Source organism: Protofrankia symbiont of Coriaria myrtifolia, assembly GCF_900634755.1.
Classification (GTDB): Bacteria; Actinomycetota; Actinomycetes; order Frankiales; family Frankiaceae; genus Protofrankia; species Protofrankia coriariae.
In genome coordinates this window covers 1-12,976 of the sequence record NZ_CAAAFS010000108.1, presented here as the reverse complement: position 1 = coordinate 12,976, position 12,976 = coordinate 1, and the positions used below count along the sequence as shown (strand labels likewise).

6 protein-coding genes are annotated in these 12,976 nt (G+C 73.6%); all 6 read right to left on the bottom strand.

All coding sequences use genetic code 11. The annotated features are described in order from the left end of the window. Positions 1 to 877 (bottom strand): alpha/beta fold hydrolase (locus CM1CMNOD_RS05985; RefSeq protein ID WP_131773883.1); only part of this gene is annotated, 877 nt, incomplete at its 3' end. 2 nt (positions 878 to 879) lie between these two features. Further along, on the bottom strand, positions 880 to 1,221 hold the full coding sequence (locus CM1CMNOD_RS05980) for a phosphopantetheine-binding protein (protein WP_237703011.1): 342 nt from the start codon (positions 1,219 to 1,221) through the stop codon (positions 880 to 882). Between the two features lie 125 nt (positions 1,222 to 1,346). After that, positions 1,347 to 3,521 carry a polyketide synthase dehydratase domain-containing protein gene (locus CM1CMNOD_RS05975; RefSeq protein WP_083828168.1) on the bottom strand — a complete coding sequence of 725 codons (2,175 nt, stop codon included), beginning with the start codon at positions 3,519 to 3,521 and terminating at the stop codon, positions 1,347 to 1,349. A gap of 455 nt (positions 3,522 to 3,976) precedes the next feature. Continuing rightward, on the bottom strand, positions 3,977 to 7,273 hold the full coding sequence (locus CM1CMNOD_RS05970) for a type I polyketide synthase (RefSeq protein WP_083828167.1): 3,297 nt from the start codon (positions 7,271 to 7,273) through the stop codon (positions 3,977 to 3,979). Beyond that, positions 7,260 to 7,460, bottom strand: a complete 201-nt coding sequence (locus CM1CMNOD_RS22850) for a hypothetical protein (protein ID WP_237703192.1) — start codon at positions 7,458 to 7,460, stop codon at positions 7,260 to 7,262. Before CM1CMNOD_RS22850 ends, CM1CMNOD_RS05970 begins: the two co-directional genes overlap by 14 nt. 13 nt (positions 7,461 to 7,473) lie before the next feature. After that, positions 7,474 to 12,976, bottom strand: a 5,503-nt coding sequence (locus CM1CMNOD_RS24335) for a type I polyketide synthase (protein WP_431307074.1), incomplete at its 5' end; no start/stop codon positions are given.

Below are 12,976 nucleotides of genomic sequence, written 5' to 3'. Positions count from 1 at the left end.
GGTTGAGGTCCGGGGGCGGGACCATCCGGGTCACCCAGTCGGGGGTCTCGAACCGCCGCCCGGCGGTGTCGGCGTAGGGCGGCACCGGGGTGCCGGGTTCGAACAGCCACCATCTGAGCAGGACGCGCAGGTAGTCGGTGGCCTCTCGCAGCACCGCGTGGGTGTGGTGTGCGAGGACGATCAGGGTGCAGTCCGGCACGAGCCGGGCGAGCCCTTCGGCGTGGTCGGCGATGTCGGAGTTCGCCCCGTAGACCGCCAGCACGGGGACGTTCAGGCGGGCCAGCCGCCGCGGGGAGAACGGTTCGGTGGCGAGCATGTCCCTGGCGATCGAGGTCTCCCGCAGCAGGGTCTGGGCACCGCGGGCGATCCGGCTGACCGCCCGCCCGGCGGAGCGCTCCAGCCACCGCTCGACCTCGGCGTCGTCGAGCCCGGCCGACACCCGCGCCAGCGACCGGGCCATCCGGGCGCCAAGGCCCTCGACAAGGAAGGGCGGTTCGATCACGGTGAGGCTCGCCACCTGCCCGGCGTGCTCCAGGGCGTAGGACAGGGCCATCGTCGCCCCGTAACTGTTGCCCACCAGGTGGACGGGACCGTCAACGCCGAGCGCGTCGAGCAGCCCCGACAGATCCGCCAGGGCGTCCGTCATGGCGTAGCCGTCCGGTGTCCGTTCGCTGCGGCCGTGACCACGCAGGTCGTAGCAGATCACGTCGGCGCCGGCGTGGGCGAGGCTGGTCCCGAGCGAGAAGTAGAGGCTGGACAGGTTGTCCATGACCATGCCGTGCACCATGACGACGACCGGTGCTCCGGGCCGCGGGCCACCCCTGGGCGACAGCCGCTGGACGTGCAGGCGGACGCCGTTGGCAAGGACCTCGGGCATCGCTACGACCGGGGCGGCTGGGACGGTTCGGACGGCTGGGGCGGCGTCAGGCAGTCGGCGATGAAGGAGACGACCTCACCGACCCGCATGTTGATCACTTCGTCGACGTTCCGATCCGCGAGGAAGCCGACGAAGTCGACCGTGTCGCCGTAATGCTGCCGCATCCGGTCCGCGAGGGCGACGAACTCGATGCTCTCCAGCTCCAGGTCGGTGTTGAACGACGTCGACAGGTCGATCTCGCAGTCGATCACGTACTCGTCGCCGATGACGTCGTGCAGCAGCGCCACGACCTCACGCAGAATCCGCTCCTCGACCGCGGCCCTCTCGACGCCAGAGGCGGTCACTTCCACCGCACCCGATCCCGCTTCACCGGATGCTGCTTCACCGGATGCTGCGGAGCCGGATACGGCAGGACCGGATGTGGCGGGGTGTCCGATCGTCGGGTGTCCGGTCGTCAGGGGCTTGGCCGTCATCTCCACGCTCCTTCGTTCTCCCGTGCCGCCTGTTCGACCTCGGGCGAGGTCCACGCCACAACGTAACGATCAACGTCAGTGCCACCGACGGAGTAATGACCAGTTTCAGGGCCGTCGACGGAGTGACGACCAGCGGCGCTGCCCGCGACGGAACGACGATCACCCAACGGATCGCCCAGCGTATGACCCAGCGGATGGCCATGGTCGTCCAGGGGCTCGCCGAGCGCACTGATCGACTGGTGCGCGACCCAGCGGGCGCGCGACGGCTCCTGGTCGTCCGTCCGCACCCGGAGATGACCAGGCGTGACCCCCTCGACGACGAACCGCCGTGGCCAGCTCGCCTGACCGGTGTCGTCGGCCCTGGCCGCGGCCTGCCTGGCGGCCCGGAACCTGGCCAGCCACAGGGCCCGCAGGCCGGCGTCGGCTCCGGCCAGCTCGGCGAGCAGGGCGCGCTCGGCGTCCGTGAGCGCCATCGCCTCCATCTCCGTCCCTGCCCTTACCCCTGCCGGGAGCGGCGTCACCCGTTCAATGTCGATACCCACCGCACCGTCGGGATGTACGACCGCCACCGCGAGGAGCGCCGTGTGCGCCAAGGCAACTCGCGGGGGTGTGGCCGGCACGCCGGCACGCGCCGGCAACCGGTCGATCACCGGGCGCCCGGAGTCCTCGTCCGACACACCGATCTCGATGCCCCACACGTCGGTGACGCCGCTGTCCCACAGCCAGTGGCGGACGGCGTCCTTCACCGCGATCCGCCCGAGCAGCCACTCCCGCGCGGCCCTGGGATGCTTCGCCGCCAGGATGGTGCGCTCGTCGGTGTCGAGGTGGTAGCGCGTGACAAGCTCGCGGGAGGCGGTGTCCGCCCAGTGCTCCCGGGCGAGCACCCAGCCGCCGGCGGCCCGTTCGGCGATGGCGTTGCGCGCCGGCCGCAGCAGCATCGCCCACATCAGCTCGTCCTGGGAGAACCGGCGGTCGGTCCAGCCCTCGACGCACGCCCACACCGTGCCGTCCGCGGCGCGTACCTCCAGATCGGCGGTGACGGCGCTGTCCCGGACGTCACGTATCCACACCGTGCAGGTCAGCCGCTCCCCCACGGCCGGGTGCGGGCCGAAGAAGCGCACGCCGCGCAGAGCCGAGGGCAGCAGCAGCCAGTCCGCGGCGAGATGCTCCCGCGGCCAGTAGCCGAACAGCTGGCCCGCGGCGTCGAGCAGCGGGCCGGGCGCGCTCGTCACGACAAGCTCCCCGTGGACGCCCCCGGGGGAGACCGGTCCGACCGTGACCAGCCCCTGATAGCCGGGGCCGTGGAACAGCCGTCCGGCACGGTAGATCGACGGCCCGTCCAGCGGTGTGTCGTCACGCGGCTCGGGCAGGGGCTCTGCCGACGGTGCCGGCCCCGGCGGGAAGGCGTCGGCGAGGATGACCGTGCCGTGCGCGTACCCGTCGATGCTCACCCGGACCGCGCTCGCGTTCGCGCCCGTCGCGTCCTGCCCGGCCACGGCCGGCAGGACGGTCGTGGTGATGGTCACCTCGACCGCCGGCTCGATCGCCAGCCAACGCAGGGCCCGGACGTCGGTGACGCCGACGACGACCCGGCCGGGCACGGCCGCCCGCGCCTGGCCGATCATCATCTCCAGCACGGTGGTCATCGGGACCACCGGGAACCTGTCGGCGAGATGCGGCCACCCCGGCGGCTGCCGGTAGAAACAGTGGTCGATGATGTACGGCATCGTCTCGATCGACAGCGTGCGCCGCGTCTGCCGGACGTCCCGCCCGCCCGGCGGTACCGCCGGCCCCGCCGCTCCGGCTGGCCGGCCCGGCGGCCCGGCTGACGATCCGGCCGGCACAGCGGGCGCGTCCGGCACAGCGGGCGCAGGCGGCGTCGGGCGTCCGCCGTGCCCTGTACGAGCAGCGGTGGCCGGGCCGGCGGGTGCCTTCTGGACGGCGGCCGACACCCGCGCCCTGGCATCGGACGCGCCGCCCCTGACGGTGGGTGCGATGCTCCCGGCGGCGGAGGTCCCGGCAGCGGACGCACTCGTCCTGGCAACAGGCGCGCCGCTCCCGGCGCCACGCGCGCCGCTCCCGGCGGCGGACGCGCTGGCCGTCCAGTGTGCCAACACGGCCGAGACCATCGCGTTGGTCTCGGCGACCAGCGCGTCGAATTCGGCGAGCACCGGATTGCCGGTGCTGCCGTGTCCACCGGCCGGATGCGCGCTGACCGCCCGATCACGTCTTTCCCGCGCTGTCAGCGGCCGGCGTTCGTGGGCCGTCGCGGAAGGAATCGGACGGGCGGACAGCCCGGCAACCGAGGGTTCCCGCTCCGGCTCCGCCAGAACCGGCGCCGAGACCGGATCCAGGGCTGGATCCGGATCCAGAGCCGGATCCGGGAGCAGAGCCAGATCCGGCTCCAGGGTGGTGGCCAGGCGCGAGCCCGGCTCCGACGGCAGGGCCGAGTCCGAATCCGGGACAAGGACTGGCTCCGGGATCGAGTTCGGATCCGCTGCCAGGGCCGAATCCGAGGCAGGGGGCGGCTCCGGATTCGGGTCCTGATTCTGGTTCGGAGCCAGGTTCGGATCCGAAGCTGGATCCAGGGTCGGATCCGGGGGCAGGGCCAGCTTCCTGTCCGGGCTCAGAGCCGAGTCCGAGTCCGGATCCAGGGCCGGGGATGAGATCGAGGCTGGGCCCGGGAACAGGGTCGTGGGCAGCAGCGACGCCGCCCGCTCGCCGAGGCGAACCAGTGGGGCCCCAGGTTGAGCAACATCGGCTGGCCACGGTGCGTCTGCTGGGACGACCGCTGTCCGTCGTCGACTGCTTCTTCCTGGCCGCCATAAGCGGCTGACGGTGACAACGGTGATGACAGCGGGGACAGCGGCGATGGCACCGGTGACGATGGCGATGACGATGGCCGCTGAGGCCCGGGGATCGGGAGCGGGATCGTCGCCGGCGTGCTCATGGCCGACAGCCGGTCCATCCGGGGTGTGGCGCCCTCGACCCAGAACGCGGCGACCACCCGTCGCAGCTGGTCCATGCCCGGGCGTTTCGGGGTGTTCGTGACGACCGTCAGGTGTTCCCGGCCCGGCAACGTGTCCTGGACAAAGCCGGCGATGCTGCCCACCCCCACCTGGACGAAGACCCGCACGCCCTCGGCGTACAGCCGCTCGACGAGTTGGCGGAACCGGACCGGCTCCAGCAGATGGCGCACCGTCAGCTCCCGGATCCCGTTCTGGTCGTCGGGGTAGGGCGCGACCGTCGTCGCCGACCACACCGGCACCGTCGGCGTGCGGATCGGGATGCTGGCCACGTCGGCCCGGACCTTCGCCAGGAACGGGGAGAGAAACGGAGAGTGGAAACCGGAGCGGAACGGCAGGATCCGGCCCAGCACGCCCTGGCCGCGCAGCCGTTGCAGGGCGGTCTCGACGCTGCGCTCCTCCCCACAGACGATCGACTGATGCGGGCAGTTGTCGTGCGAGACCACGACGTCCGGAAGGTCCGCGATGGTGGCTGCGGCCATGTCCGCACCGCACCCGAGCGCGCCGAAGGCCACCCCCGGCACCTCCAGGGAGTACGGCTCGAACGAGGCGATGAACCTGTCCACATCCTCGTCGTCGATCATCCCGGCGGAGATCATGGCGTTCCACTCGCCGATGCTGTGGCCGCCGACGAGGTCCGGGAAGATCTCCAGCCGGCGCAGCGCCGTGTCGAGTACACGGCCCACTTCGACGCTGGCGACACCGTGCTCCCCGAGCGCCTCGCCCCAGCCGCCCGTTCCAGCGGCGGCCGGGCCGAGGTTTCCGGCGGAAAGGTGCCGTGGGCGGGTGAGCGCGAAGTGCGCGCTGACGTCGTCCACCCGGGGGTGGAAGTTGTCCTCCAGGCCGCAGAACAGGAACGCTGTCCGGTCCGGCGCGGCGGTGGCGCCGAGCAGCGGTGAGCCGGTGAACCACAGGTCGTTGCGGCCGCGCCAGGGCCGACCGCGCTCGACGACCGTGCGGGCGAGCGCCAGCCGGCGCCGGTCCGGCGCGACGATCGCGAGCCGGTAGGGCCCGCCTTCGGGCGGGGCGGCGGTGTCGTCTCGCGCCAGCAGCTCCTGGTCGGGGACGGCGAGCGCGCGGGCGATCTCCGCCGGGCTCGTCCCGGCGAACAGCAGTACCCGCTCGCCGCCGGGTCGCTCGCCCGAGCGCGTGGACGGCCCCGTGGTCGGGGCCGCCGCCACCGGGGCCAGGACCGGAAGCGGGACAGTGGCCGGGAGCGCGCCTGCGCCCGGGGGCACAGCCGCCGTGGTCACGGCCAGGGGTGCGGCCGCGGCCGCGCCTGGAGGCGGGACCGGGAGCATGACCGGGACCGGCACCGGAACCGTGGCCGGGAAGGCCAGCGACGGCGCGTTCGACGGCGCTGGCGCCTCCTCGACGACCACGTGCGCGTTGATCCCGCCGAAACCGAACGCGTTCACCCCGGCCCGGCGCGGCACACCGTCGTCGACGTCCCAGGCCTCGGCTTCTGCCACCGGCCGCAACCGGGTGCCCGCGAACGCCGGATGCGGCTGCTCACAGTGCAGGGTTGGCGGCAGTACGCGATGATGCAGCGCCAGCGCAGCCTTGATCAGCCCGGCGGCGCCCGCCGCCGGCATGGTATGCCCGATCATGGACTTGACGGAGCCGACACCGATCGGCCGCGCTCCCCCCCAGGCCCCCGCACCAGCCCCCGCGTCGGCGCCGAAGACCTGCCGGAGGGTGGCCAGTTCGGCCGCGTCCCCGGCCGGGGTCGCGGTCCCGTGCGCCTCGACGAGGCCGAGCGCGCCGGGTGCCCTCGGGTCCAGTCCGGCGTCGGCCCAGGCCCGCTCGACGGCGAGCACCTGCCCGTCGGACGCCGGCGCCAGCAGCGTCGACGTCCGCCCGTCGCTCGCCGAGCCGCAGCCGCGGATCACCGCGTATATCCGGTCACCGGCGCGTTCGGCGTCGGCCAGCCGCCTGAGGACGACCATGCCGACTCCCTCACCGATGAGGATGCCGTCGGCCCGCCGGTCGAAAGGACGGATCCGCGAGCTCGGCGACAACGCCCGCAGCAGCGAGAAGACGCTCCAGAACGTCACCTCCTGCGCCAGGTGCACACCGCCGACGATCATGGTGTCGGCCCGGCCGGCGACGAGCTCGCGCACGGCCGTCTCGACGGCGATCAGGGACGACGCGCAGGCCGCGTCCAGCGTGTAGGCCGGGCCGCGCAGGTCGAGGCGGTTGGCGATCCGGGACGCGGCCAGGTTGGGCACCAGCCCGATCGCGGCCTCGGGGCGCCGCGGGCCGAGCGTTTCGGTGAACGCGGCGTGCACCCCGGCCAACTGCTCGGCCGTGAGCGTCGGGACGAGCTCGGACAGGCTGGTGACCAGCTGTGTCGAAACCTTGATCCGCTGGTCCAGTCGGGCCATCCCGGAGGCGAAGTAGCCACCGCGGCCGAGTACCACCCCGGTCCGGCCTCGGTCACCGAGCGCGTCCACGCCACCGGCGTCCGCGATCGCCTCGGCCGCCACCCGCAGGGCCATGAGCTGGTCGGGCTCGGCCCAGTCCACGGCCAGCGGCATGATCCCGAACTGGGTCGGGTCGAAGGTCGCGAACTCCTCGATGAACCCGCCGCGCCGGCAGCGGATCCGCTCCCCGGCCGCCTCGGAACCGCCATCGGAACCGGGGTCGGGACCGGAACCGAGATCGGGACCGAGATCGGGACCAGAGCCGGAGCCAGGGCCGGGATCCGGATGGAAGAACTCCGGGTCGAAACGTTGCGGCGGGATGTCCCGGATGGCGTCCACACCGGTGAGGATGTTGCGCCAGTAGGTGTCGAGGTCACCGGCGCCCGGGAACACCGCCGCCATCCCGACGATCGCGATGCCCGCGCCCGGGTCCGGCGGCCCGCCGGGCCCGCCCGCCCTAGATCCCGGCATCGAAGGCGTCCAGGGAGCCGGAGAGGTACACCACCTGCGGGTCGTCCACGTCGGCGGCCAGCTCGCGCAGGACCGCGGCGACCCCGGCGTCCGGGTCGATCAGCCCGATAGCCCGTCGGGCGTAGGCGCGTGCCAGCTCCGCCGAGACCATCCCCCCGCCGGCTCCCGCGCCTGCCGCCACTGCCACTGCCGCCTCCCGGTCACCGCCCGCAAGGCCCGCAGAGCCGGGCGATGCCCACGGGCCCCAGTCCAGGGACACGACACGGCCGCGCAGCCGCCTCGCCCAGGCATGGGCGCAGGTGTCGAGCGCGTCGTTGGCGGCGGCGTAGTCGATCTGCCCCCGGTTGCCGAACACCCCGGACACGCTGCCGAAGAGCACCAGGAAGCCGAGGTCGGGCCGCAGCGCGTCGACCAGCGTCCGGGCGGCGTCGACCTTGGTCGAGAACACCCGCTCGAACGAGCGCGCCGTCTTCTCCCGCAGCAGTTTGTCCTCGCGGACGCCGGCGCCGTGGACGACCCCGTCGAGCCGGCCACGGTCGGCGTAGATCGTCTCGACGACCGCGCGCAGCGCGTCCGGATCCCGCACGTCGACGGCGTGATAGCGGACGAAGGACGCGCTCGCGCGCAGGGCCGCGACGGTGGCCCGCACCTCCCGCTCGGCGAGCAGGTGGGTGACACGGGCCTCGACCTCGGTGAGCCGGCGCAGGCCGGCGGCGATCAGGGCGCGGCGCAGCTGAGGCGCGTCCACCGCGGAGGCCGTCGCCGGATCCTCGGCGGCGGCCGGCAGCGGCGTCCGGCCGATCAGCTCGATCCCGCAGCCGGTGGCCTGGGCAAGCCCGAGGGCGACCTTGGCGGTGATCCCGCGCGCGCCACCGGTGAGCAGGACGACGGAGCTCGGGCCGAGTTCCCCCAGCACGCCGGCGGCCTGGGGCGGCGGTACGGAAGCAACATCGTCGTGCCACCGCCAGCCCCACGACGGCCCGGCGGCCGGGAGCGTCAGAGCAGCCAGGCTCACCGGGCCAGCCGGGCCCACCGGAGCCACCGAGGCGGCCGGGGGCGCACCGGCACCGGGGATCTCGGCCGGCACCACCCGGAGAGTCGACCGGACGCCGTGCCGGTAGCCGGTCACCGACGGGGCGTCCGGCGTGAGGAACTCCGTGAGCAGGTAGCCGGCGAGCCGGGTCGGCGCCTCCTTCGGATCGAGGTCCACCGCGCGGACCACCACGTCCGGCACCTCCCGGGCGAGCGTGCGCGTGAAACCGGCCATCCCCACAGCTGGGCCGGGCTCGTCGCCCACCCCGCGACCGAAGCTGCCCCCACCACCGGTCGCGATGATCAGACGCTGGGTGCCGCCGGCAACCGCGGCCCGGATCGGGACGAACGCGGCGGGCAGGGCCGGTGGCGCGTCCCGGTCCACGGACGACACCCACCAGACACCGTCCGCCCCGGCACCCGCCGGCAAGCTGGTCGGCGAGCGAGGCGTCGTCCACGGAGAACATCCGCACGGACGCGCCCTGCTGCTCCAGCAGGGTCGCCAGCGCCAGGCCGATACCCAGGCCGCCTTCGACCACGGCGAACCGGCTGCCGGCCAGCGGCCCCGGCCCGGGGCGGGTGCCCGCCGCGGCAAGGGCAAGCAGGTCGGGGAGGGTGCCCGGCGACGGCAGCGGAACGACCTCGACGACGAAGCGCCGCAACGCGGCCGCCGAGTCCGCGGGATCCCTCGGGCCCGGCGGGCGCACGAAACGTTCGCTGGGCCGACCGCCGGCCTGTCGCGACACGGACGCCGGGACCGCTGGCCCGCTCCCCGCGTCCGCGACGCTCGCGGCCTCCACAACAATCCCGCTGCCCGGAATCGTCACGGGGCCCCGGACGGCCGCGAGCTCCGGACCGGACCCCGGGCCCACGGCGTTTCCCGGGCCCACGGCGGGGCCCACGCTCGCGGCGGGGTCCGGGTACGTCGCAGGGCCCGCGTCCGCCGCGGGGTACGTGTCCGCCGCGGGGCCGGCATCCGAGCGGGTGACGATCCACTCGACGATCCCGCGAATGGTCCGGATGGCCGCGAGCTCCTCGACGACCTCGTCGGCCAGGCTGCCTTCGGCAGTGCCAGCTTCGGCAGTGCCAGCTCTCCAGCCTCCGGCAGCGCCAACATCCATTGTCGCGCCGCCTTCGGTAGTACCGGCTTCCCGGGCCGTGGGCAGGCCGAGGCCGAGCTGTTCCGCCAGCGTGCCCAGGATCTCCGTCCGTTTGATCGAATCGATACCCAGGTCGGCTTCTAGATCCAGGTCCGCCGCCAGCATCTCGGCCGGATACCCCGTCGCGGACACGATCACCTCCACCACCGCGCCCAGCACCACGTCCGGCTCCCGGGACACCGGCCGCTCGGAGACCACCACGGCCGGGGCGTCGCCGTGGCCTACGGGCTGGCCGGGCGGCCAGGGCTGATCGGCCGAGGCGGGCAGCGGCGCGGCATGGTCGGCCGGCGTTGGCGACACAACGTGGTTGTCCACCGCCGGAAACGGACCATGCTCGTGCGAATCCGACAGCGGGACGTGGTCGAGCGTGCCCGGTGGCAGGGCAGCCTCCGCACGCGTGAGAGCGGCCGGGGGGAGGGCCGACGTACGGTCGGCGGCGGCCAGGTAGTTCAGAATGACCTCGCGCTGCGCGGCGACCAGCTCACGGGTCGTCCGCAGGAATTCGATCACGGCGGCGTCGGTGTTCCCGACCGACGGTGGGACGATCACCGTCGGCAGCTCCGCCACCGCGGGAGACGCGGCCCACGACGGCGGTTCGGAGACCGGCAGACGGGTCAGCCTGTCCGCCGGAACCAGCCCACCCGGCAGGTGACGGCCGTCGGACGTCCGCACCAGGTGGCCGTCGACGAGCCAGCCGGGCCGGCGCGGGCAGTTCGCGGCCGAGACCACCTGCGCGTCACGTCCGGTGAACAGTGGTGTGGTGTCCACGGCGACACCGGCGGCCGCCAGCTCCGCCAGCGCGAGCAGGAGCCGGCACAGCCCGTGTTCGCCGGGGACGTCCGTGGCGACGGCCGTGTGCGGCCGGCCGTGCAGAATCCTGCTGGTGAGCCCGGTGAGGACTCGGCCCGGCCCGGCCTCCACGAAGATCCGTACACCGGCGGCGTACATCGCCTCGATCTGCTCGACGAAGTGGACGGGCTGGGCGACCTGGCCGGCGAGGGTCTGCCGGATCGCGTCGGCGGTGTCCGGATACGGCCGCGCGGTCGTGTTCGACCAGACCGGCCGCGACGGCGGGATGATCGTGGCCCTGTCCAGCTCCGCGGCGAACGTCCCGGCCGCGGCCGCGACCACCGGGCTGTGGAAGGCGCACGCCACCGGAATCCGCCTGGCGGTGAGCCCTTCGGCCGCCAGGCGCCGCACCGCGGCATCCACCGCGGGGGTCGGACCGGAGATCACGGTCTGCTCCGGCGAATTGTGGTTGGCGATCACGGCATCGCCCGGGCCCGCCGGGCCGTCGACCGGGTCTGGCGTCGCGGCGTCCAGCACCTCCCGCACCCGCCACGCCGGGGCTGACACCGCCGCCATCGTGCCGGCGTCAGCCGTGACGGGATCGATATCGCCACTAGCGGTAGTAGTGTCGCTACTAATGGTAGTGGTGTCGGCGTCAACGGGAGTGGGATCGGCGCCAACGGCAGGGCCGACAATGACGCCGGTTGCGGGGGCACCGCTGGGATCAGCGGTCGCGGAGGCCGCGGCGAAGGCGTCGGCGGCGTCCAGGATGGCGGCCGCTCTGGCTTCGCTGAGCGGCAGCAGATCGTCGATGTCGACGGCCCCGGCCGCGCACAGGGCGACCAGCTCGCCGTAGCTGTGGCCACCGAGATGGTCGGGACGCACGCCAAGGCCGGTGAGGATCTCGTGCATGGCGAGGCCGGCGATCCCGAGGACCGGCTGCGCCGTCCGGGTGTCGGTGATCGCCGCATGCCGGGCGTCGGTGTCCGCCCGGCTGAACGCGGCCGGCGGGAACATCGCCGGCACCCACTTCTCCCCGCGTTCGAGCAGGTGCCGCAGCCGTGGGAAGGCCACGAACAGCTCCGCCAGCATCCCGGGCCGCTGGCTGCCCTGCCCCGGGAACAGGAAGGCGATCTTCCCTTCTTCCGCCTCTTCTTCTTCCGCCCCGCCCGTGCCCTGCTTCCCGGCTGGCGCCGGGGCCGTGTCCGCAGTACCGGCCAGCGTGGCACGGCCGGCCCTGGCCTGGCCCGCCACGCCCCGGTCGCCGCCGGCGACGAAAATCCCGGCCTTCGGGTCGTGGGTGAACGCGCGGGCCCGCTTCACCAGGTCGGCGAGCTCGTCCAGGCTGGTCGCGACGAACGCCACCCGCACCGCCCCGCCGCGCTTGACCGCCACCGTCGCGGCCAGGTCACGCAGCTTCCAGGGCCGTCCGGCGCCGTCGTTGACGCGGATCAGCTCGGCGAGCCGGTCCAGGGTGCGGCAGGCGGCCGCCCGGTCGGTGCCGCGGATGACGAACAGTTCGGCGGGCCAAGCGTCCAGCCCGTGGGTGGGTTCGGGAGCGCCGTCGTAGGCGGAGAGCACCACGTGGAAGTTGGTTCCGCCGAAGCCGAACGCGGACACTCCGGCATGCCGCCGCGACGCCGGCGCCGCCCACGGCCGGGCGGCGGTGTCGAAGAAGAACGGGCTGCTCCCGGCGTCCCAGGACGGGTTCGGCCGGGTGATGTTGGACGTCGGGGGACGCGCCCCGACCGCCAGCGCCCGCGCTGTCTTGATCAGTCCGGCCAGCCCGGCGGCGCACTTGGTGTGCCCGATCTGGGATTTCACCGAGCCGACGGCACAGCTCCCCCTCCGAGCGCCGTGGCCGGCGAACACCTCGGTGAGGCTGGCGAGCTCCGTGCTGTCACCGACGACCGTGCCGGTGGCATGCGCCTCGACCAGGCCGACGTCGGCCGGGGAGATCCCGGCCCGCGCGTACGCCCGTTCCATCGCCAGCACCTGACCGGCCCGGCTCGGCGCGGTCATGCCCAGCGCCCGACCGTCACTCGACCCGGCCACCGCCCTGATCACCGCGTGGATGCGGTCGCCGTCGCGTTCGGCGTCGGCGAGCCGCTTGAGGACGACGACAGCCACCCCCTCCCCTAGGCAGATGCCGTCGGCGGCCGCGTCGAAGCTGCGGGACCGACCGGTCGGCGACAGGGCGTGGACGGAAGAGAACAGGATGAAGTCGTGGATGCTGTTGTGCGTGTCCACACCGCCGCAGAGCACCAGGTCCGAGGTGTCGCCGACCAGTTCCTTGCAGGCGGTGTCCAGCGCCGCCAGCGAGGACGCGCACGCCGCGTCCACCGTGTAGTTCACGCCGCCGAGATCGAAACGGTTGGCGACCCGCCCGGCGATGACGTTCGCGAGCATGCCGGGGAAGGAGTCCTCGTCCAGTGTCGGCAGGCGTTCGGCCAGGGCGGGTGGGACCGGCCCGAAGAAGGCCGGGTAGGCCGAGCGGAAGCCGTGGGCGGCGGCGAGGTCCGCGCCGGACTCGGCGCCGAAGACCACCGACGTGCGCGACCGGTCGAACGGCCGGTTGTCGTAGCCGGCGTCGCGCAGAGCCCGCGCGGTCACCTCGAGGGCGAGCAACTGCCCGGGTTCTATGCTGCCCAGCGACTTCGGCGGGATACCGAAGCGCAGCGCGTCGAACGGGACCGGCGGGAGGAACCCGCCCCACCTGGAC